General features: G+C 53.5%; 21 protein-coding genes. 12 read left to right on the top strand and 9 right to left on the bottom strand.

Annotated elements, in window-relative coordinates; all coding sequences use genetic code 11:
- Window positions 1-71: 71 nt before the first annotated feature.
- A complete protein-coding gene (locus NSS64_RS29920; protein ID WP_341142483.1) occupies window positions 72-1,727 on the bottom strand; it encodes a cellulase family glycosylhydrolase in 1,656 nt (551 codons plus the stop codon).
- A 221-nt stretch (window positions 1,728-1,948) separates the two neighbouring features.
- Here NSS64_RS29920 and NSS64_RS29925 point away from each other — a divergent pair, with 221 nt between their 5' ends.
- From NSS64_RS29925 to NSS64_RS29935, 3 genes are all read left to right on the top strand, one after another.
- Entirely contained in the window at window positions 1,949-2,389 is a 441-nt protein-coding gene (locus NSS64_RS29925) for a hypothetical protein (protein WP_341142484.1), read from the top strand.
- Window positions 2,390-2,399: 10 nt separating this feature from the next.
- Entirely contained in the window at window positions 2,400-2,795 is a 396-nt protein-coding gene (locus NSS64_RS29930) for a hypothetical protein (protein ID WP_341142485.1), read from the top strand.
- Between the two features lie 346 nt (window positions 2,796-3,141).
- Window positions 3,142-4,209, top strand: coding sequence for a polysaccharide deacetylase family protein (locus NSS64_RS29935; protein ID WP_341142486.1), 1,068 nt, complete (start codon window positions 3,142-3,144; stop codon window positions 4,207-4,209).
- 66 nt (window positions 4,210-4,275) lie between these two features.
- On the opposite strand, the gene NSS64_RS29940 is transcribed toward NSS64_RS29935, so the two are convergent.
- A complete protein-coding gene (locus NSS64_RS29940) occupies window positions 4,276-4,923 on the bottom strand; it encodes a Vat family streptogramin A O-acetyltransferase (protein WP_341142487.1) in 648 nt (215 codons plus the stop codon).
- A 145-nt stretch (window positions 4,924-5,068) separates the two neighbouring features.
- Between NSS64_RS29940 and NSS64_RS29945 the strand changes: the two genes are divergently transcribed.
- Entirely contained in the window at window positions 5,069-6,334 is a 1,266-nt protein-coding gene (locus tag NSS64_RS29945) for a YncE family protein (protein ID WP_341142488.1), read from the top strand.
- Between the two features lie 71 nt (window positions 6,335-6,405).
- On the top strand, window positions 6,406-6,624 hold the full coding sequence (locus NSS64_RS29950) for a hypothetical protein (protein WP_341142489.1): 219 nt from the start codon (window positions 6,406-6,408) through the stop codon (window positions 6,622-6,624).
- A 62-nt stretch (window positions 6,625-6,686) separates the two neighbouring features.
- Here the strand turns inward: NSS64_RS29950 and NSS64_RS29955 are convergent, their stop codons facing one another.
- Together NSS64_RS29955 and NSS64_RS29960 are read right to left on the bottom strand one after the other, a co-directional pair.
- A complete protein-coding gene (locus NSS64_RS29955; RefSeq protein ID WP_341142490.1) occupies window positions 6,687-7,964 on the bottom strand; it encodes a sensor histidine kinase in 1,278 nt (425 codons plus the stop codon).
- Entirely contained in the window at window positions 7,964-8,641 is a 678-nt protein-coding gene (locus NSS64_RS29960; protein ID WP_341142491.1) for a response regulator transcription factor, read from the bottom strand. Before NSS64_RS29960 ends, NSS64_RS29955 begins: the two co-directional genes overlap by 1 nt.
- A gap of 165 nt (window positions 8,642-8,806) precedes the next feature.
- On the opposite strand from NSS64_RS29960, the gene NSS64_RS29965 reads away from it, so the two are divergent.
- The 3 genes from NSS64_RS29965 to NSS64_RS29975 are packed head-to-tail and all read left to right on the top strand — an operon-like array spanning window position 8,807 to window position 12,485.
- Window positions 8,807-9,550, top strand: coding sequence for a polyphosphate polymerase domain-containing protein (locus tag NSS64_RS29965; RefSeq protein ID WP_341142492.1), 744 nt, complete (start codon window positions 8,807-8,809; stop codon window positions 9,548-9,550).
- Window positions 9,543-10,226 (top strand): DUF4956 domain-containing protein, encoded by a 684-nt coding sequence (locus NSS64_RS29970; RefSeq protein WP_341142493.1) that lies wholly within the window; start codon window positions 9,543-9,545, stop codon window positions 10,224-10,226. The genes NSS64_RS29965 and NSS64_RS29970 overlap by 8 nt, the downstream gene beginning before the upstream one ends.
- Window positions 10,227-10,253: 27 nt before the next feature.
- On the top strand, window positions 10,254-12,485 hold the full coding sequence (locus tag NSS64_RS29975) for a carbohydrate-binding domain-containing protein (RefSeq protein ID WP_341142494.1): 2,232 nt from the start codon (window positions 10,254-10,256) through the stop codon (window positions 12,483-12,485).
- A 74-nt stretch (window positions 12,486-12,559) separates the two neighbouring features.
- Here NSS64_RS29975 and NSS64_RS29980 read toward each other — a convergent pair whose 3' ends face one another.
- Complete coding sequence (locus NSS64_RS29980; RefSeq protein ID WP_340750926.1) at window positions 12,560-13,474, bottom strand: phosphatidate cytidylyltransferase; 915 nt, start codon at window positions 13,472-13,474, stop codon at window positions 12,560-12,562.
- 118 nt (window positions 13,475-13,592) lie between these two features.
- Between NSS64_RS29980 and NSS64_RS29985 the strand changes: the two genes are divergently transcribed.
- The 3 genes from NSS64_RS29985 to NSS64_RS29995 all read left to right on the top strand — a co-directional run bounded on the left by NSS64_RS29985 (window position 13,593) and on the right by NSS64_RS29995 (window position 15,798).
- Window positions 13,593-14,138 carry a hypothetical protein gene (locus NSS64_RS29985; protein WP_036691837.1) on the top strand — a complete coding sequence of 182 codons (546 nt, stop codon included), beginning with the start codon at window positions 13,593-13,595 and terminating at the stop codon, window positions 14,136-14,138.
- Window positions 14,139-14,214: 76 nt separating this feature from the next.
- Entirely contained in the window at window positions 14,215-14,697 is a 483-nt protein-coding gene (locus NSS64_RS29990) for a DinB family protein (protein WP_341142495.1), read from the top strand.
- A 225-nt stretch (window positions 14,698-14,922) separates the two neighbouring features.
- Window positions 14,923-15,798 carry a phosphotransferase family protein gene (locus tag NSS64_RS29995; RefSeq protein ID WP_341142496.1) on the top strand — a complete coding sequence of 292 codons (876 nt, stop codon included), beginning with the start codon at window positions 14,923-14,925 and terminating at the stop codon, window positions 15,796-15,798.
- 63 nt (window positions 15,799-15,861) lie between these two features.
- Here the strand turns inward: NSS64_RS29995 and NSS64_RS30000 are convergent, their stop codons facing one another.
- On the bottom strand, window positions 15,862-16,749 hold the full coding sequence (locus tag NSS64_RS30000; RefSeq protein ID WP_340946231.1) for a diacylglycerol/lipid kinase family protein: 888 nt from the start codon (window positions 16,747-16,749) through the stop codon (window positions 15,862-15,864).
- 133 nt (window positions 16,750-16,882) lie between these two features.
- Window positions 16,883-17,851, bottom strand: a complete 969-nt coding sequence (locus NSS64_RS30005) for a catalase family peroxidase (protein ID WP_341142497.1) — start codon at window positions 17,849-17,851, stop codon at window positions 16,883-16,885.
- A gap of 214 nt (window positions 17,852-18,065) precedes the next feature.
- On the opposite strand from NSS64_RS30005, the gene NSS64_RS30010 reads away from it, so the two are divergent.
- The gene (locus NSS64_RS30010) at window positions 18,066-18,407 is read left to right on the top strand and encodes a zinc ribbon domain-containing protein YjdM (RefSeq protein WP_341142498.1); all 342 of its coding nucleotides are present in this window, start codon (window positions 18,066-18,068) and stop codon (window positions 18,405-18,407) included.
- 228 nt (window positions 18,408-18,635) lie between these two features.
- Here the strand turns inward: NSS64_RS30010 and NSS64_RS30015 are convergent, their stop codons facing one another.
- Together NSS64_RS30015 and NSS64_RS30020 are read right to left on the bottom strand one after the other, a co-directional pair.
- Window positions 18,636-19,670, bottom strand: coding sequence for a C40 family peptidase (locus NSS64_RS30015; protein WP_341142499.1), 1,035 nt, complete (start codon window positions 19,668-19,670; stop codon window positions 18,636-18,638).
- 106 nt (window positions 19,671-19,776) lie between these two features.
- Complete coding sequence (locus NSS64_RS30020; protein WP_341142500.1) at window positions 19,777-20,211, bottom strand: MarR family winged helix-turn-helix transcriptional regulator; 435 nt, start codon at window positions 20,209-20,211, stop codon at window positions 19,777-19,779.
- Window positions 20,212-20,293 lie beyond the last annotated feature (82 nt).

The following is a 20,293-nucleotide window of genomic DNA, read 5'->3' on the forward strand; positions in this document are numbered from 1 at the left end:
AGAATGAAGAGAACTGTCTTCTGCCGTAGAAAACCTGCTTTTGGGACAGCCTCGTAGCCGTTTCCGCTTGGTTACGGCTCTACCCCGTAAATGAGCGTTCCGTTATGGTAGACTGTGATCCGGTCATTGGCGGTGAAGCTGGTCAGCAGCGGCCGGAAGGAGTAATCGTTGGCCTGGCTGTAATTCGCATAATTATCCTTGTGAATACGGAACTGGATCTCTCCGGTCGAGCCGGAAGCTGCCAGGCTGCCCGCCCCATCCTTGAAGGAGATTTCAGCGTAGGCATCCGCGTTCGGGACCGGGACCGCGAGCGGGACGATGGTGGTCTGGATATTATTTTTGCCGACGACGGCGTAGTCAATCTCCATGGTATGGGCAGTGCTGCCGTCCTGGGTGAACCAGTAACGGATTGTGAATTGGCTGAGCGGGACGGGGACGGTGGAAGTGCTCTTCAGCTGGAGACTCGCCCGGATAGAGCCCACGTTGTTGCCGGTCTCATCACTGCGGTAGAGCGGAGTGGCGGTCACAGGTCCTGTCCCGGGGCCTCCAGGTTGTTCAATAGGAGGGAAGGTGACCGTCTTCATAATCCGGTTCAGCATGAGCTGCTTCGGCCGGTTCCAGGTTGCCCAGTCATCCTGCAGCAGACCGCCGGTATCCCCGCTGTTGGGGTTCAGTGTCCAGTAGGTCCAGTACAGATCATTCGTGCCGATGTAATCGACTAGTTTATTTTGCCACTTCCCTTCAACCGAGAGGGTGTCCACGCTGCGGCCTCCGAATTCACCCATGATTAGAGGGGCGATGTTCTCTTTGCTGATATAACCCCAGGTCTGATCCCATATAGCAGGCAGGTTCGCCGGAAAAGCCGGATCGCTGAACCACGGCTGCTCCGCCACCCCGGGACCGTAATCATGCGGAGAATACACCACTTGATTCGGTACGGTAAGCGTTACCGGATAATTCCGCACCCCGGTAAGGTTGCCGCCCCACCAGTACTTGCTGGTGTTACCCTGGACATTCTGCTCAATCCCTTCGACGATGATCAGCCAGTGCGGATTCACCGTAAGGATGGCATTCCCTGCCCGCTGGGCCGCGAGCCGCCAGTCTGTGCTGAGATCACCGGTCCCCCAGCTTGCCGTGCCGTGAGGCTCATTATGCAGATCTGCGCCGATCACCGTAGGATTATTCGCATACCGTGCAGCCAGCATCACCCAGTCACTGATCCAGCGGGATTCAGGATAAGCGGCGGTATACCAGAGCGTCGATTGCCTGCCGGAATCGGGACGGTGCCGGTCCAGGAAGATTTGAATGCCGCGCTGGCCGGCTTTTTCAATTAAGGTATCCATAATTTCGATGGGAGTCAGACCGGCCAGGTCCGGGTTTTTGGCATAATCAATGCTGTTGGCCTGGGAAGCCGGATCGAACATTTGACTGCTGAACGGCAGGCGAATCAAGTTGTACCCTTCTGCGCGGACCTGATCGAGCACATCATCCATGGAACGCGACCATAATCCGTGCGGGGAATAGTTCGGCGTCTCGAAGCCAAACCAGTTCAGTCCGTTGAACACGGCCGGGTTCCCCTGCGAGTCTACAATCCGGCTGCCCGAGGTGTGATAAAAAAGCTTCCCTGCCCCCTCAGCCTTCACCGGCTGTGCGGCAATAGCGGCGGTACCTGCAAGCAGTGTTAGAGCCAAAAGCATTGTCCCCAGTGTCCTGAAACCAAAGGTCATTCATCTTCCTCCTCGTATATGGTTCTTGATAAAGTCGAACTTTATATCATACGGGTAAAATGAAAACCTATTCATCCTGGACGGGTCTGAATTATGGAAAATTATTGAATGAAACAGAATGTAAAAAAGGAATTTTACTTAAAAATGAGAATATTAGTTCTTTTGTGTTCACTCGAAATGAATGAATATCTACAGTTGGTTAATAGCGCTTTATAAAGCAATTGTTTTATAAAAAACATAATTATATAAAAAATGTTCAATATTATTTAAGTGAGGGTATTTTTAAATATATCCATATATATCCATATAAAGACTTGGTAAAGACAGGAACTAAGCACACAGTTAAGGCTACATCTAGAGATGTCACTACCATATTAACAAAACATGCAATTGAAAGAGCACTAGAGTGGGAAATCAGCGAGTTAGTATTAGACAATTTGCTTAGTGGTAAACCGGAAAGCCCTATGTTTGTTGTTCAAAATTTTGATGACGTTGCTCAAAATTCTCGCATTATTTATGACGCTGGTAGTGAAAATGTAGTGGTTCTTGATAGATTTACAAATCAAATCATCACTGTTTATAGAGATACTGATCAATCCGCAAAGAGAAGAATTGCTAATGGGACATGGAAAAAAGCAAAATGGATATTCGGAATTTTTTAAGGGGGATCTTATGCCAGAACTGCATAATCAGGATTTGACATTTTCAATGTATATTAATATTGATTTCATATATCATATACCTGAAGATATTGAAGGCAGTAAACTCAATATCACTTTTGTACATGATGAGAAGATGGTGAAATCTTTTACATTAGGTTGGGCTAATATCACTTTAAATGCCTTTATTGATTTACTGAAGGATTTTCCCGGAAAATATACTGGGGAATTTACACATTCTGATGAGTCGTTTGGAGTGCAGTGGGTTCATGAATATGGCACAGATTCGTTTATTCTCTATTTCGAACATCAAAGCTTATTTCTACCTCCGTTAAAAACCAATAAAGAATTTCTTTTGCAATTTGCAAATGAACTTGAACAAGCAAAATTAACTGCTCCATCGTTATAGCTGATTTGAAAAGCCTATAGAAGTGCTGATTTGAAATGGTATCTTATATGTTATATCGGAGAAAAAAGCCTGATAAAGGATTACCTTTATCGGGCTTTTCTATTTGACTTTGTATTCTAAGACAATCAGTTCCCTCATATCCCGCCTTTTCCCCGCAAATCATTATCATAAATCACAAGAATCACATCTAGCTTAAAAAGGGAATAATTGCTATAATTACTAATGTAAGCGATTGATAACAACGGAGCGTATACATACGGTTATAGTCTTAGCGGCTTCATCCTTAAGATTTACTGCTTAACGGTTACAGTCAGGAAACTATTTCATTCGAGAGGAGATTAGAAGAATGTTTAAAAGCAAAGCTATACAATGGGCAGCTGTCGGATCGCTTGTCGTGTCTTTATTTATGGGGTCGCTGGCGTTGGGCGGGGAGAAGGTGTTCGCCGCTGATTGCTCGGCCGGCTACGTGGCTCTAACGTATGATGACGGGCCTAATCCAAGCACCACGACGAATCTGCTGAATGCTCTGCAGCAGAATGGCCTGCGCGCCACGTTCTTCAATATCGGGCAGAATGCGCAGAACAATCCTTCGCTTGTACTGGCCCAGAAGAACGCAGGAATGTGGATCGGCAACCACTCCTGGTCGCATCCTAATCTGACACAGTTGGGCGCTTCCCAGGTCACATCTCAGATTACGCAGACGCAGCAGACGCTGCAATCCATTACCGGCACTGCTCCGAAGCTGTTCCGTCCGCCGTACGGGGCGACTAACGCGACTCTCAAATCCATTGAGGCCCAGAATGGCCTTACCGAAGTGCTCTGGAACGTGGATTCCCAGGACTGGAACGGAGCGGGAACCGCCCAGATCGTGGCCGCTGTGGGCACGATGAAGAATGGGGATGTCATCTTGATGCATGACCAGTATCAGCCCACACTCCAGGCGGTTCCGCAGATTGCACAGAATCTTAAGAATCGCGGCCTGTGTTCAGGCATGATCTCGCCAAGCACCGGGAGGGCGGTTGCGCCTGATGGCGGCAATGGTCCTGGTCCCGCTGTAACGAAGGTAGAGGCGGAGAGCATGACCAAGGCGGGTCAATATGCCGCGAATATTAGCTCCCCTTTCTCCGGAGTTGCCTTATACGCTAATAATGATTCTGTGAAGTACACCCAGAATTTCACCAGCGGTACGCATAATTTCTCGCTCCGCGGGGCCTCCAATAACGCCAATATGGCCAGGGTGGACCTCAAGATCGGCGGGGTGACGAAGGGGACCTTCTACTATGGCGGAAGCAGCCCTGCAGTCTATACGATCAGCAATGTCAGCCATGGAACCGGCAATCAGGTGATTGAGCTGGTGGTTACCGCAGATGACGGTACTTGGGATGCTTACCTTGATTATTTGGAGATTAACTAAAGCTACAAAATTGAAGGGGGGTGCCCCAGCTATCGCATAGCTGACGGGGCACCCCCTTATTCTGGTTCAGCTTCGGCCTGCCAGAGCCCGGATCCGCTCCAGATCACTGCTGCACAGCGCCTCCAGATTGGCGGTGATCTTCTCCGGACTCCAGTCCCACCATTTCAGCTCCAGCAGCAGGGCAATGAGCTCGTCATCGAAGCGCTGCCGCAGAATCCGCGCGGGATTGCCCCCGGCGATATGATAGGCAGGAACATCCTTGGTGACAGTAGTATTAGCGGCAATAATCGCCCCGTCGCCAATGGTCACACCGGGCATGATGGTGGCATTCTGGCCAATCCAGACATCGTTGCCGATGACGGTGTCGCCTTTGTAGGGCAGGTCGGCAAGTGCAGGAGTGGCCTGCTCCCAGCCGCCGCCCATAATGTTGAAGGGGTAGGTGGTCACGGAGCCCATCCGGTGGTTGGCGCCGTTCATAATGAACTCGGTACCCCTGGCGATGGCGCAGAACTTGCCGATAATCAGCTTGTCGCCGATGAACTCATAGTGATGGGTAACACGGCTCTCGAAGGTCACCGACTCGTCGGGATCATCATAGTAGGAGAAGTCTCCGGCGATGATGTTGGGGCGGGTCAGCTTATTTTTGATGAAACGGACCTGTCTGATCTGGGGATTCGGATGGATGTCATTTGGATTGGGTCCTGTAGCATGCATAGGATCACACCTTTCTCACATGAATGGGCAGACGGGCCATGATTTGATTCTAGCTATAGTATAGTCCAATCGGGACTCCAGTTCCTACATATCTTATGAGAGACTGGTAGTTTGCAAATCTCTTAGTAAGGGAGGCTTGGCTGGAATGGCTATTCTATCAACAGGGCCTATTGAGAATAATGCAGTGAACGGTGTAAGGCCTACGGTACAGGTGACGGTCAAGATTGATAACCGGAATGCGGTGAATCCGTCTGCGATTCTGATCCAAGGGTACAACTTGACCCTCACCAGAACGTTGTACGTAAGCGAGCTTATTACGGTTTCCCCGGACGAGGTGATCACAAGGAATTACTTTGCCAATCTGGATGCCTATGAGTTTGTCTTTACAACGGAGGGTCCTGCTGAATTGCAGACCGAAGTCTCCGTGTGGGGCAAGGATTCTGCCGGACAGCTGGTTACCGCCCACCGTCTGGTCTCAGCCGAGCTGCTGGGTGCTGAAGAGGGGGGAGTCACAGGCTCCGTCAACCGTATCTATGTTGCCAATTTCAACAGCAATGATGTTTCTGTGATCAACGGTGCTACAGGTGCAGTAATCGCAGTCATCCCTGTAGGAGTGAATCCTGCTGGAATAGCTGTGAACCCGTTAACCAACCGCATTTATGTCGCTAACTTGAACAGTGACAATGTATCCGTTATCGACGGGTTAACCAATACGGTGCTGGCCACCATTCCTGCCGGGGATGGTTCGGGCGCAGTTGCGGTGAATACCGCTACCAATGCCATCTATGTGGCTAATTTCAATGATAATACGGTCACTGTCATTGACGGATTAACCAACACTGTGGTGACTACCATTATTCCCGCCGGAGGTTCTCCTTTTCCAACGGGGATCGGTGTGAATTCCTTAACCAATACTATTTATGTATCTGAATTCAACTCGGATATCGTTACCGTCATTGATGGGGCTACGAATACGGTTATTACCCAGATTCCCGTGCAGGTGAACCCGTTCCGTTTGGCTGTTGATCCCTTGACGAACCGGATTTATGTCGCGAACTTCACCAGCAACACCGTATCCGTTCTTGATGGTGCGACCAATACGGTGATCACCAACGTGCCTGTCGGCACGACTCCGGCTGAGCCGGGAGTGAACATCTCTACCAATGCCATCTATGTACCAAACCGGGATGACGACAATGTATCGGTGATTGGCGGGTTAACGAATACGGTGATTACTACCATTCCAGTTGGAAATAATCCCAACGGCGCGGGCGCTAATCCATTGACGAACCGCATCTATATTACCAATCAGGATGATAATACGGTATCGGTCATTGATGGGGTCACCCAGGCTGTAATTAGTGTCATACCGGTCGGTGCGCGTCCGTTCTCCGTGGGCGTCAATCCGTAGGAGGCCAGGAACAGGAATCCAGTGCCATGCCAATTGAGGCTATTATCTTAACGAGCGAGGTGACTCATAGGATGGAAATAACATCACCCGAAGATATCATGATACAGCTGTCGGGCATGGACCGGGAGAATTCTGTATCCCGGATCTACGTTCCCGGGATCGGCGAATTCATGATTGTATTGATGAAGACAGACGAGAGTGCCGCTGAAGACTCGGCCCGCACCAGCGGGGCGGAGGCAGAAGAGTGCACAATGCCGGCAGCGGGGTTAACAAGGAACCCCTACCTTTAAGGATAGTCCATAAATCAGCACGCTTCCCGTAAGGAAGTGGCTGGTTTATGGAATTATAGACTTTACGCCATTCTGGGCAGTTGTACATAGAACGTCGTGGACGCTCCAACCACACTTTTTACGTAAATCCTTCCTTGATGCTGGTCCACAATGGACCTCGCGATAGACAGACCCAGCCCGTAGCCGCCCTGCTTGCGTGCTCTGGAGGTATCCGTACGGTAAAAGCGGTCGAAAATCCGCGCCAGATGCTCCGCCGCGATGCCTTCCCCTGTATTCGAGACGGAGAGGAGGACATCGCTGTTCTGCTTATAGAGCGAGATGTGTACAGAGCCCTTGGGATTCGTATATTTCACTGCGTTATCGAGCAGAATCATGACCACCTGCTTGATCTGCTCGTTGTTGCCCAGCACGGTAAGCCCGGGCTGAATATCGTAGTCGAAGGAGAGATTCTTCTCGAAGATGACTGCCTCCATGGTCAGAATAATATTCTCAACTGCCTCGCTCATATTGAACCGGCTGTGGAGCTTCCCGGTCCGGGAGTCATCCATCTCCGTCAGGTACAGCAGATCGTTAGTCAGCCGGGTCATGCGTTCCGTCTCGGACTTGATATATTGCAGCCATTTTGCCTGATTGCGGATCGTATCCTCACTGTTCGCCAGCAGCACATCCGCGTTGGTGTTAATAATCGTCAGCGGCGTCTTCAGCTCATGGGAGGCGTCGGCAATGAACTGCTTCTGCTTGTCAAAAGCCTCCCGCACCGGCGCAATCGAACGCCCCGCAAAGTAGCGGCTGGTGAAGTAGAGGATGACCAGCGTCAGCAGGCCGACAGCCGCGAAGGTATAGATCAGGTTCGTCAGGATCTGCTGCTGGGCGGTGATGTCCATGAAGACATACTGTTGTCCGCTGCTTACAGGCTTGGCCATGAAGATCCAGCGGCTGCCGTCCAGCGTGAACCGGCCGGTATCCTTGCCGATACCCTGAGCCTCCTTCAGTGCGGCGGTATAGAGTTCATCGTCCATCGTGAACTTCGATTCTTTGCCGGTCATCGCGCCGCTGGCATCTGTTTGTACCGTGAACGAGACGGAACGCTCCGGCTGGTAAGGGTCGATCGGCCCTTTATCCATGGGGCTGGCCCCCCCGCCGCCTCCCGGACCGCGCGGACCTTGCCCGTCGCCCGGACCCCGCTGCTGCATATCCGCAATCCGGTGGAGCGCCATATCGATGTCTCCCTGCACATTGCGGTACGTGAAGATGTAGATGGCGGCGAAGGCCGCCAGCATGATGATGGAGATGGTGACCAGATTGACAATCAGGAACCGGGTTCGGAGTTTATTGAACATCAGGCACTCCCCTCCAGCACGTACCCTACGCCCCTAATCGTGCTGATGCGCACCTCCGAGTTCAGGAAGGCCAGCTTTTTACGCAAAAAAGAAATATAGACCTCCACGTTATTATGCTCCGCATCGGAATCGAACCCCCACAGCTTCTCAATGATCTGCTCCTTCGAGGTGACCGCCTGCTTCCTTAGGATCAGCAGCTCCAGCAGCTCCGTCTCCTTGAGATTCAGCTTCATCTCCTTGCCCTTCACCGTCAGCTTCGGGTTAGCCGTATTCAGCTCCAGATCCCCGAACTTCAGGGCATCGTCAGGAATCACCTCGCCCTTACGCCGCAGCGCAGCCCGGATACGGGCCAGCAGCTCCTCTGAAGCGAACGGCTTGGCGATATAATCGTCTGCTCCATGATCGAGTCCGGTCACCATATCGGTGATCTCCCCTTTTGCGGTAAGCATAATGACCGGTGTGGAGACTCCGTCCCTTCGCAGGGTCTTCAGCACGCTGATTCCGTCCAGCTCCGGCATCATAATATCCAGCAGCAGCAGGTCATAGATCCCGCTCTGCGCATAATCGAGACCGGCTCTGCCGTCATGCACCGCATCTACCGAATAATTGTGTTTTTTGAGGATTTGGGTTAAGGCCTCCGCCAGATGGACCTCGTCTTCTACAATTAATATTCTCATGGGATGGCTCATCCTCTTCCTAAGTAAGGTACTTGCTGCTGGTGCCATTATATCAAGGGGACCTTTAATCAACCTTAACCCATTTAAGATTCGTTAAAGGTTCGGGGGCTAAGATACATTCATAAGCAAGTGCACCCCATACTCACCCGAAAGGATCTGAACCCTATGGCGATCGAGGTCTTCAACCGCTACGAGAACAAGTATCTGTTCGACCACGAATCTTATCTGAAGCTCTATGACGAACTGCTGGAATATATGGAGCCCGATGCATACAACAAGCAGCACGAATTTTATTCTATCACCAATCTGTATTATGACACCCCGCAGAATTCCCTGATCCGCAGCAGCCTGGCGAAGCCGAAGTATAGGGAGAAGCTCCGCATCCGGGCCTACGGCATTCCTGAAGGCGACACCAGAGTCTATCTGGAGATCAAGAAGAAGGTGCTGGGTCTGGTCAACAAGAGGAGAACCTCACTGACGCTGAAAGAGGCCTATGCGTTCATCGAGAGCGGCAGAGAGCCTGAATTCGAGAGCTATATGAACAAGCAGGTGATCGAAGAGATCAAGTACTTGCTGACCCGCTATGATCTGCAGCCGAAGCTGTATCTGTCCTATGACCGTAAGGCTATGTTCTGTAAAAATAACAGGGACCTGCGCATCACCTTCGACACTAACATCCGCTGCCGCCGGTATGATCTGAAGCTGGAGCACGGCGTGTATGGCGAAGAGCTGCTGGAGCCGGGGCAATGGCTGATGGAAGTGAAGGCGGAGAAGACCATTCCGGTCTGGCTGGCCAGGATGCTGTCGGAGCATCAGATGTACCGCACCAGCTTCTCCAAATACGGCAACGAATATAAAAAGATGCTGCGAAACAGCCAATCAGAAAGAGAGAGTGTTCTATATGCTTGATTCGATTTTTGCCGTAGCGGAGTCTACTTCAGAACTAACGTTCACGAATGCTGCCTTAACCATCGTCATCGCCATTATACTCGGCGGGCTAATCAGCTTCACCTACATGAAGACGAGCCCCGCCGGATACTCACAGAGCTTCACACTGACCATGGTTCTGCTGCCGGTGATTGTTGCTATCATTATTCTGCTCATTGGCAGCAATGTGGCCCGGGCCTTCAGCCTGGCGGGTGCCTTCTCGATCATCCGGTTCCGAAGCGCTCCCGGCGATCCGAAGGATATCACTTTTGTCCTGTTCACCATGGCCTCCGGGCTGGCCTGCGGGGTAGGGGCCTTCGGTTACGCGGTCTTCTTCACCCTTATCCTCTGCGCTCTGATGGCCGTGCTTAACCGTACGGGCTTTGGACTTAAGAAGTCGATGCACAAGACACTGAAGGTAACGATCCCTGAGAATCTGGGCTATGAGGAGGCCTTCGCGGAGGTCTTCAATACCTTTAATGTCGCCTACGAGCTGAAGAAGATCAGAACCACGGAGCTGGGCAGCCTGTATGAGCTGGTCTACGCAGTAACGATTAATGAGCAGACGAGCCAGAAGGAGCTGCTGGACGCCATCCGCACACGTAACGGGAACCTGGATCTCTCACTAACCATGGCACCTGTCATGAATGAATACTAATCCGCTACAGGAAGGGAATGATGACTGATGAAGAACAGATTAACAGCCGGTAAAATCGGACTTATGCTGCTATGCGCCGCAGTCATGTCGGCATGCAGTGCAAAAGCCGCTACGCCATCAGATACAAGTAACAACGCGGGTACATCAGTTGCGGCCGTGCAGAGCAGTTCCTCTGCCGCTGTGCAGCCGGCAAGTGTGAAGGCGGCAGATCTTGTGACTTGGGAGGAAGAGGATGCTGTAACCGCCTGGACGGCAGCAGATTCGACCGCTATAACTCTGGCTGGCACTGCTGCTGTGGTGGACGGTGCAGGCGCCACAGCGCAAGAAGGCACAGTAACCATTACGGAAGCAGGCACTTATGTGCTTAGCGGCACACTGAGTGACGGCCAGATTATCGTAGATGAGCAGGCCAAAGGGACCGTAAGGCTGGTGCTGAACGGCGCTCACCTGACGGACAGCGATAGTGCCCCGGTCTACATCAAGGAAGCCGGCAAAGTGGTCATCACCTTGCAGGACGGCACGGATAACAGTGTGACAGATGGAGCTGCGTATGTATTCGCAGACGGAGCTGAGGATGAGCCAAGCGCTGCGGTCTTCAGCAAAGCAGACCTGACGATTAACGGCACCGGCAAGCTGACGGTCACCGGCAACTATAACGATGGCATCACCGGCAAGGATAATCTCAAAATCATGTCCGGCACCCTCGAAGTGCAGGCAGCAGATGACGGTATTGTCGGCAAAGACATGATTGCCATTCAGGACGGCAATCTAACGATTCAAGCAGCAGGGGATGGCATCAAATCAACCAACGATAAGGATGCCGCCAAGGGCTTCATCGCCATTGCAGGCGGGACCTTTGATATTACGGCCGGTAATGACGGGATACAAGCGGAGACCGCTGCTGTCATCGACGGCGGCACCTATACGCTGGTGACTGGCGGCGGCTATGTGAATGCCGAAGTGAAGACCGGCGATCAGGGAGGGCCGGGAATGGGCGGCGGCTTCGGCCAGCGTCCGGAGGGTGGAGCCTTCCCTGCTCCCGGGGAAGAAGGGGGTACGCCGCCTGCGATGGATGCTGGGCCGGCGGCTGACCAGCCCCAAGCAGCGGAGAGTGGCACCGCAGCCGTGGCGCAGTCAGACACCGCTTCAGCGGCACAGACGGACACCACAGCAGCGGCGGAGACAGAATCCGTCAGCGCCAAAGGGATTAAGGCAGGCGGCAACCTGACGGTGAACGGCGGAAGCTTCACGGTGGACGCCGCAGATGATGCGCTGCACAGCAACAGCAGCCTCTCTGTAACGGATGGGGAATTCCAGATCGCTACAGGGGATGACGGGCTTCACGCCGATGCTCTGGTCTCGATATCGGGCGGCACCGTCAATATTACGCGGAGCTATGAAGGGATAGAAGGGGCGGACATCACCATATCCGGCGGTGAGATCCATGTGACAGCTACAGACGATGGCGTCAATGTGGCCGGAGGCAACGATACCAATACGGCAGCAGGAACGCGGGCTCAGGATTCGTTCAGCAGCACCGGCAGCAACCTGCTGACCATCAGCGGCGGTACCCTGATTGTAGATGCCGCAGGCGATGGTCTGGACTCCAACGACTCGGTAACTATGACCGGGGGCAACGTCATTGTGAATGGCCCCGAGAACTCCGGCAACGGAGCCTTGGATTATGACGGGAATTTCAACATCACAGGCGGATTCCTGGTAGCCGCAGGCGCTTCCGGCATGGCACAGGCTCCGGGCGAGGACTCCGGCCAGTATTCAGTAAGCGTGGAATTCGCAGCTACTCAGCAGGCCGGAACGATGGTTCATCTGGAAGACGCTGACGGTAATACCATTCTGACCTTCGCTCCGGCGAAGAGCTTCCAGACCGTAGTGGTCAGCGCACCAGAGCTGAAGGACGGCTCTTATACCGTCTATACCGGAGGCAGCTCTACTGGAACAGCTGCGGATGGACTGTATACCGGCGGAACGTACAGCGGGGGCAGCAAATTCGTTGCTTTTGACATCACCAGTACAGTGACCTGGGTGAATGCATCGGGTGTAACCACAGGCGGCAGCGGTATGGGCGGGCCGGGAGGCTTCGGCGGCGGCAGAGGCAACAGAGCCGGAGGCGGACCAGGCGGAGAGGGAGGAACGCCGCCTGCGGACGCTGGCACCACGAAGCCAGCCGACGCGGGCACCACGAAGCCGGCCGATGCAGGCACTACAGCTCCAGACAGTGCAGGTACAAGCACGAATTAAGCGGGACAACAGAGCAGAGACTATCCATTAGCGGATAGTCTCTGTTTTGGTACAAGAACGATTGTAATCATCGGCTACATGAAGTCGAAATAGTAGCGGATCACATGGAAGAATACCGGTGCGGTGTAGGCAAGACTGTCTACGCGGCTCAGATAGCTTTGCTTAAGGGCAGCGAATTTGTCATCGTCCCCGATCAGCAGGTCCCGCTTCAGGACGGAGACTGTCAGGCTGCCGAAGAAGCCGCTGAGACTGATCAGCATGCCGGAGAGATAGCCAAAGGCCGGATTCAGCGGTGTAAGATGAGAATAGATCAGGTAAGAGCCCGCTGTCGTCACCACGAATGCGCAGACGAAGCCCTCCCAGGTCAGATGGGGATTGGCGGTCGGGACGATCCGGTGCTTGCCGATGTAGAGCGAGGCCAGATAATGCACAGCATCATTGAGCTGGGTCAGCACCACCAGGAAGAGAACCAGCCCTGCGCCGTATTCCGGCGTGGCGAACTGGAAATAGGCCAGATGGCTAAGCCCGAAGACCATCAGCATCAGTCCCCACTGCACCGCGCTGACACCGCGCAGGAAGCCGAGCGTTCCCTTGTTAATTAGCCGGGGAATCGGCAGCAGCAGGAACACATAGACTGGAATGAAAATAATGAACATCCCGTACCATTCCACGTAGATCCAGTAGAATTGCAGCGGAATGGACAGGTACGCCCAGAGGAACAGCCTGCGGTCTGCTTTTCGGGTACGGATCATGGAGAAGTATTCCTTGAGGGCGAAGAAGCTCAGGACCATCAGGGAGAGCAGAGAGACCAGGGCGTTGGACAGGGTAGCCAGGCAGAAGATGAACAGCATACCCCACCAGGTTCGGATACGGAAGCCGATTCCGGTATAATCCTTGTCCTTCTGTAATTTGCTGACCACAAGATACAGCACATGGATCACCGATAGAGCTGCAAAGATCAGAACTAGTGTGAATAAAGAACGGTTCATTACAATCACCAACTTGTCTCGGGTATCATTTCAATATAGGGATTTTATGCTAAAATAGACAGAGCGTCCAGCTTATTATGAAGCAAAACAACCGACTTGATAAGGGGAAATATTGTAAATGTCAGCAGATCCATCGGTGTACATCATGCTCACCAATACGGGAACGCTGTTCACGAAGCTCATTCAGGGCTATACCAAAGCGCCGTATAATCATGCCTCGATCTCGTTTAACCGGGAGCTGTCCGAGCTATACAGCTTTGGAAGGAAGCATCCGGCCAATCCGCTGAACGGCGGGTTCGTGAAGGAGGATATCCGCACAGGCACCTACAGTAAATACCCGGAGACGACCTGCGTCATCTACGAGCTTCAGGTTACGGACCGTGAGGTTGAGAAAATGAAGCGGGTGCTCCAGGTCTTCATCCGCAGCCGCCAGAAATATCTCTACAATATCCTCGGTGTCATCGGCATTGCACTGAAGGAGCCGGTAGAGTTCAGCAACTCGTATTTCTGCTCACAGTTCGTGGCCGAGATTCTGGAGCGCTCCGGCATTAAGCTGTGGAACAAGCTGCCTGCGCTCGTCACCCCGGATGACTTCCGGCAGAGCGACCGGCTGCATCTGGTCTATTACGGTAAGCTGAGCGAATACAAGCCCTCCAGCCAGTAGAGAAGTCCTCGTTCCCGGTAGGGAAGGGGGCTTCACTTCAAATATAACGGAATGCGAAGAAGAGGAGAGTGAAGGAATGGTTCATGCCAAGGATGTGCTTGCCAATCAATTGCTTGCCGGGGCCAACGATCCCAGCTGGCATCTTCCCTATATGCAGGCTGTGGAGAACGTGACCGAGGAGGAAGCGTTCTGGAAGCCCGGTGAAGGAGTCAGCAGCATAGCTGAGCTTACCCAGCATTTGCTGTACTGGAATGAAGCCTGGCAGAGCCGGTACCGCGAGGGGCGTATGGACGCTGTGCCTCCGGTGAAGGATAATAACCTCAGCTTCAGGCTTCCGGCAGATATTGCGTTCAGCGAGCTGCGCGGAAGGCTGCTGCAGACGCTCTTGAACTGGCAGAGCCTGCTGTCTGAGGAAGGGCTGGAGGAGCAGGTGAACGGGTTCCCGGTACCGGCTGCATGGTGGGAGATCATCAGCAATGCGGCAACTCATAATGCCTATCATATAGGTCAAATGGTGTTGATCCACAAGCTGTACGTCCCGGCCAGGCCACAAGCATAAGCCCCTTCCAGGGCAGGCATTGGCTGTGCAGGAGACCGCTATGCCGCTATGAGGCATGGCTCCAGCAGACTGGCCGGATTCTCTCGCCGGTCTCTTTGTCATACATACAGTGAGGGCCGCCAGCATGGATCTGCTTGTGCAGAATAGCTTAATCTGTAATGAAATGGAGCATGTGATATTCTTGGAATAAAGGCTTACAGAAGGAAAAAGAGAGGGATTCATATCATGATTGAGAACATCATCAGAGGTCTGGAAGCAAGATATGCCTGCCGGCTGGAACGGCTGACAGGGGGATATACGAATCTCACCTATCTGATGGCGGGGGCCGAGCCGCCGCTTGTAGCCAAAATAACAAATCTGTCCAATGAAGATACGCTCAATGAGGTTCAGGTAATGCAGCTGGTGCAGGGAAGCTGTGATACCCCGGTGGTGCATGAGGTGGCAGAGATGGACGGGAAGCGCATCATCATCATGGACTGCATGCAGGGCGGGAACGCCCAATCCGTTCTGGATGCCAGGGACTGGACAAGAGCCGAGCGGATCTACAGCAGAATGGGGCAGCTGCTGGCTGCCCAGATTCATTCCCGCCCTTATCAGCCGCAAGAGACAGAGATCCGGCTCAGCAACAGGTCTGCACTGAGTCAGGTGATTCAGAAGCTGGAATTCGTTCCCGCCGCTCTCGGCAGGCAGTCGCTTCACTTGCTGTCTGCGGCGGAGGCCGGGGAGCTTCCGTGGGTCCTGACCCATGGCGATTACGGAGTACATAATCTGCTCTGTGAAGCCGATGATCTGCTGCATGTGCTGGACTGGGAATGGGCGGAATGGGGCAGCCCGCTGAATGATGTAGCCTGGGTCTGCTGGTTCACGAAGCACCATTATCCCGTACAATCCTCGCTGCTCAACACTGCCTTCATGCAGGGCTATCTGTCTGTTAACCCGTTCTCCTTCACGCCGCAGCAGATGAAGGCGGCGAGTCTGTACAGGGTATGGAATATCCTGCACCGCCTGCAGATCGCGCCCAAGGAGGTGCAGCGTGAATGGGTCAGACGTCTGGAATGGACACTCGGTGAGGACTTCGCAGAGCTGCACGGAATCGGCTAAGGAAGAGGCTTCTCCCGGATTCCTGTATTCTGCAGCCTGGAGCACCTGAGGCGCCGGAGCAGCTCAGTCCTCCGGCACCACGACCTGAATGTGGCGCGGAATGGTGCTTAAGCGGATCGGCAGCGGCGGACCTTGCTCGCCGTCCACATTCGTCTGTACCGGCTCGGCGGATCGGACGGTGACCTCCTTGGCTGTGAAGTAGATGACATCCTTATGATTCCGCAGATTGCCGAGCAGCAGGGAGATGCTGACCGTAACGGAATTCAGCAGGTGCAGGTCCTTGACGATGAAGCAATGGAGCAGGCCGTCATCTACGGCAGCGGCAGGGGCAAGCTTCTCGAAGCCGCCCACGGAATTCGTCAGTGCAGCAATGAACAGCGGGGAGGAGCCTTCCCAGATCTCCCCGTCGTGAGTAATCGTCAGGGTATGTGCAGTATTGCTGGCCAGCTCCTTAATGCCCTCTTTTAGATAAGCAAGGAACCCGAGCCGGCTCTTGTCTTCGGAGCTAACCGAGGAGAGGGAGCCTGCCAGAGAGCCTGCGGCCACCACATTGACGAACAGCCGGTCATTCAGCCGGCCCATATCGACTCTTCGGGTCCGGGGCGAAGCCAGGCTCTGGATTGCCTCTTCAGGAACAAGCGGAATCTGTAGCGCGCGGGCGAAATCATTGACGGTGCCCATTGGCACAATGCCAAGTGTAGGGCGGTGCTGCTGATCTGTGAGGCCGTTCATCGTCTCGTGGAGCGTTCCGTCTCCGCCAATGGCAACCACCAGATCATAGCACTCGGCGCAGGCCTGGAGGCAGAAGGCGGTTGCATCTCCTTCCCCTGCGGTCTCCTGGACGGTAACCTGATACCCTGCGCCTTGCAGCACCTCTTCCGCTGCTCTAATATAATCCCGCGCCTCTGCCTTGCCGGACGACGGGTTCATGATGACCATGGCCTGCTGCATACTGCACTCCTCTCTCTTGTAACCGGATTAATATCCATTAACCAACTAAGTATAGCGTTTGAATCAAAAGCGCCAAAGGGCGCAGTGTCCCTTTGGCGCTGGGCCGGTGTATAGCTGCCACAGCGGGCAGAAGCTATCTTCCTTCGATCCGCCGCCCATAAGATTCGGCGTAGGCCGCACTGCGGAACTTAAGAATCGGATCATCCGAGAGGAGCATACCAGTTGTAAGGATCGTGGGGTCCATGAGCAGATATGCCGGATCGGGGCAGATCTCTGAAATATGCAGCCGCCCGAGATCGATTCTGCGGCGGTCCTCCGGCCAGGCGCGGGTAGGATCATCCGTAGCATCGCCTTCCTCTCCAAGAACAGCGACCAGTTGGAAGATAGCCGGCTCATCCTTGAAGCGCAGCTCCAGCTCATCCTCCAGATAGCGGTCCGGCTGCTGCGCAGCCTCTTCCAGTGTCAGTGTGCGCACGCCCGTCTCGGGAACCCACTCGAACCGGACAGGCTGCTGCCTGCCCTCTGCATTGACCAGCACATAAGCATGTATGCAGTAGTAATGACATTCGGCGTAGCTGGCAGGCGGCTTCAGCCGCCGCACAGCAAGCAGAGCTTCCTTGCTCTCGCTGAAGTGGCTGACAATTTCCTTCATCAGCTCAATCGGTCCGAGTGTCCCGGTCCGCAGCCGGTGGGCCATATGCACAATGTCGATGAAGGACTCCGGGGTCCGCGCAAAAAAGACAGGGACGGTCACTCCAACCAGATTCGTAACCCCGCCATCCGGCAGGATGAACTGGACAGCCATCCCCTTGGCAGGGGATAGCAGATCCGCAAGTGCCGGATCAGTCGAGCTGCCCGAGAAGCGGATAATGGCATTCACCTGCTGCTCCTGAAGATGCGCAGCCTCCGTGAATTCCATTCCCAGCCCGCTCGGCCGGAAGAAGCCGCGGCAGCAGACTCCCGCCGCATGGGCGCGGCGGTATCCGGGATGGATACCGGACAGGTTCTCTATGGCATCTACAGCCTCAGCGGCAAGCGCTGTATGCTCCCCGGTGTCTGCGGCAGGCTGGCTGCTGCTGTGCTCCGATTCCGATTCATTCATGCCCTCATTCACTCCTTCACGGTCATTTATAACGTATACAAGCTATCTTCTAATTATTACCACTTCCATCGCTCATCCAAACTGCTTCCCGTAGACATCCATCTGGTTATCAGGTTGAATCAGGCAGGGGGCGGAGTTAAATCAAGTTATATGTTAAACTTAGACAGACTTATCCCTATAACACATGCTTAAGCAGGAATGGAGAAAAGAAATCATGAATGAATTGCCAAATTGCCCGCAGTGCAGCTCTGTGTACACCTATGAGGACGGAACGCTTCTGGTCTGCCCGGAATGCGGACATGAGTGGTCTTTGGATGCAGGAAGTGCAAGCGGTGAAGAAGAGAAGGTAGTTAAGGATGCTAACGGAAATGTACTGGCTGACGGGGACACCGTAACGGTGATTAAGGACCTCAAGGTCAAAGGCAGCTCGTCCGTTCTGAAGATAGGCACCAAGGTGAAGAATATCCGTCTGGTGGAAGGCGACCATGATATCGATTGCAAAATCGACGGGTTCGGCGCAATGAAGCTGAAATCGGAGTTTGTGCGCAAGGCATAGCATGAAGCAGGCGGAAGAGATGGAAATAAGGCACTTATTTCTGGCGGAATGGAGTCATATGAAGAAGCAGTTGGAAAAAGTACACCTGATTCACCGAATCTCATAGAATCGGCCACGTTTGGTCAGATTAAGTGCCTTTTTTCCAACTGTCACTCCTGAATGGGGCATTTGCTTAACAGCAAGTGTAGAAAAACCAACCGTTACATGGTTTGCCTAATCTCTCCCCCGTTATAGAATCCGCCGCGCGGTAACAAACCGCTGCTTCCACTTACTGCTGAAATCCTCCATATGTACACCCTGTTCCTTGGAGTAGGTATGCAGGATCCGGTTATTTCCGGCATAGATGGCTACATGTCCGATGTCGAGACCTCTGGCGGTGAAGAACAGCAGATCTCCGGTGCGCAGCTCGCCCACGCCAACTTTCCGGCCTTCCTGTGCCTGATCGTAAGAGACGCGGGGAAGCTCAATCCCGAGCGTATCCCCGAACACACGCTTCACAAAAGAAGAACAGTCGAACGTATCCGTCTGGTCAGGAGAAGCGCCGAATTCATAAGGGGTATTCAGGTATTTCCGGCCCTCTTTAATCACTGCCTCTCCCTGCTTCTGGAGCAGCGAGGGGCTTCTGTAATCCGTGAATTTCGGCTTGGAAGATACATATCCTCTCAAATGATCTGCGGTCCGCACCTCCAGCCAGAGGGCATCAATCTCACGGATGACATGAACCTTGCTTCCGGCGGGCAGCAGGCCTAAGCTAGTGGCGCTGCTCCCGGCATCCGGGGTGCTGCGCAGGTTGACCCCCCAGGTGACCGAGGTCTCATAGGCAGCCGCCGAGGAGATAAGGACGGAGCCCGAAGCCGGCTCCCAGCTCACCTCGCTGCCCAGGGCTTCACTGACGAAGCGCAGGGGAATCATACTGTAGCCTTGCGACAGTTGTCCCGGTACAGCCAGCTGGGAGGTCTTCCCGTTCAGCAGAGCTGTGAACGAGCCTAAGGTATAGGTGAGTGCAGTGCCGCCTTTGACGGCAGTTACCGTCTTGCTTGCATTGTCCCAGGAGAGCTCGGCCCCTTGGGCTTCGAACAGCCCGCGCATAGGAACCAGTACAGTCCCGCTGATGTTCAGCGGCCGGGTCTCCGGCTGGAGCTGCTGCCCGTCCAGGTAGATGGAGATGGGCTGGGGTGAAGGGGCTGCATCTGCATGGACGCGCTCTGGCAATAACAGGGCCAGTCCAAGCAGAGACAGCAGCATAGTCGTTCTTGTTGTCATGGATTCATCACCTTATGGATAGATTTAACTCTCTCCAGTTAGACGCGATTGGTGTGAATTGGTTTTGTGCCAATTGTTGGCAGGAATATGGAGACAGGATAGTTCCTCAGCTCAAATAAAATACCTTCTGCTGTAAGAGATCGAGCGCCCGCTCGGTCTCTTTGCGTTCCTTAGCGCTCAGGCCGGCGATGCGCTGCTCGAACCGCACGGCTATCTGCGAGAATGCCTCATTCATCAACGCCTCGCCTGCGGCGGAGAGCGTAATTCCCTGCCTGCGGCGGTCAGCGGGGTCGGTGATGCGGGTACATAGTCCTTTTTCGCTGAGCTTCTTCAGCTCCCGGCTCGTATTGGGCATCGACATGTTCATGCAGTCGCTGATCTCGCTGAGCGTAACGGGCTGGCTGACGGCGATATATTCGATAATCTTATATTGCAGCGGCGTTAAGCCGTCCGAATTCACATCTTTGGAAATATTGTTCGTTATTTGATGGACGGCGGCAGTGAAGGCTATGAATTTCTGGAATAGATGGTTGTTGTCCATAAGATCACCTCAGAGGTCACGATACCAGAATAATTATCAAAAAACAATTATCATTTGACAAGTAATTCGCGGCTGTGCTATG

The sequence above is a fragment of the Paenibacillus sp. FSL H8-0122 genome (genome assembly GCF_038005345.1).
Taxonomy (GTDB): domain Bacteria; phylum Bacillota; class Bacilli; order Paenibacillales; family Paenibacillaceae; genus Paenibacillus_AQ.

What these genes read in the sequence shown, in the direction of transcription:
- NSS64_RS29920 (WP_341142483.1), bottom strand. Translation starts at nt 1,727, where the DNA reads ATGACCTTTGGTTTCAGGACACTGGGGACAATGCTTTTGGCTCTAACA.
- NSS64_RS29930 (WP_341142485.1), top strand. Translation starts at nt 2,400, where the DNA reads ATGCCAGAACTGCATAATCAGGATTTGACATTTTCAATGTATATTAAT.
- NSS64_RS29935 (WP_341142486.1), top strand. Translation starts at nt 3,142, where the DNA reads ATGTTTAAAAGCAAAGCTATACAATGGGCAGCTGTCGGATCGCTTGTC.
- NSS64_RS29940 (WP_341142487.1), bottom strand. Translation starts at nt 4,923, where the DNA reads ATGCATGCTACAGGACCCAATCCAAATGACATCCATCCGAATCCCCAG.
- NSS64_RS29945 (WP_341142488.1), top strand. Translation starts at nt 5,069, where the DNA reads ATGGCTATTCTATCAACAGGGCCTATTGAGAATAATGCAGTGAACGGT.
- NSS64_RS29950 (WP_341142489.1), top strand. Translation starts at nt 6,406, where the DNA reads ATGGAAATAACATCACCCGAAGATATCATGATACAGCTGTCGGGCATG.
- NSS64_RS29955 (WP_341142490.1), bottom strand. Translation starts at nt 7,964, where the DNA reads ATGTTCAATAAACTCCGAACCCGGTTCCTGATTGTCAATCTGGTCACC.
- NSS64_RS29960 (WP_341142491.1), bottom strand. Translation starts at nt 8,641, where the DNA reads ATGAGAATATTAATTGTAGAAGACGAGGTCCATCTGGCGGAGGCCTTA.
- NSS64_RS29965 (WP_341142492.1), top strand. Translation starts at nt 8,807, where the DNA reads ATGGCGATCGAGGTCTTCAACCGCTACGAGAACAAGTATCTGTTCGAC.
- NSS64_RS29970 (WP_341142493.1), top strand. Translation starts at nt 9,543, where the DNA reads ATGCTTGATTCGATTTTTGCCGTAGCGGAGTCTACTTCAGAACTAACG.
- NSS64_RS29975 (WP_341142494.1), top strand. Translation starts at nt 10,254, where the DNA reads ATGAAGAACAGATTAACAGCCGGTAAAATCGGACTTATGCTGCTATGC.
- NSS64_RS29980 (WP_340750926.1), bottom strand. Translation starts at nt 13,474, where the DNA reads ATGAACCGTTCTTTATTCACACTAGTTCTGATCTTTGCAGCTCTATCG.
- NSS64_RS29985 (WP_036691837.1), top strand. Translation starts at nt 13,593, where the DNA reads ATGTCAGCAGATCCATCGGTGTACATCATGCTCACCAATACGGGAACG.
- NSS64_RS29990 (WP_341142495.1), top strand. Translation starts at nt 14,215, where the DNA reads ATGGTTCATGCCAAGGATGTGCTTGCCAATCAATTGCTTGCCGGGGCC.
- NSS64_RS29995 (WP_341142496.1), top strand. Translation starts at nt 14,923, where the DNA reads ATGATTGAGAACATCATCAGAGGTCTGGAAGCAAGATATGCCTGCCGG.
- NSS64_RS30000 (WP_340946231.1), bottom strand. Translation starts at nt 16,749, where the DNA reads ATGCAGCAGGCCATGGTCATCATGAACCCGTCGTCCGGCAAGGCAGAG.
- NSS64_RS30005 (WP_341142497.1), bottom strand. Translation starts at nt 17,851, where the DNA reads ATGAATGAATCGGAATCGGAGCACAGCAGCAGCCAGCCTGCCGCAGAC.
- NSS64_RS30010 (WP_341142498.1), top strand. Translation starts at nt 18,066, where the DNA reads ATGAATGAATTGCCAAATTGCCCGCAGTGCAGCTCTGTGTACACCTAT.
- NSS64_RS30015 (WP_341142499.1), bottom strand. Translation starts at nt 19,670, where the DNA reads ATGACAACAAGAACGACTATGCTGCTGTCTCTGCTTGGACTGGCCCTG.
- NSS64_RS30020 (WP_341142500.1), bottom strand. Translation starts at nt 20,211, where the DNA reads ATGGACAACAACCATCTATTCCAGAAATTCATAGCCTTCACTGCCGCC.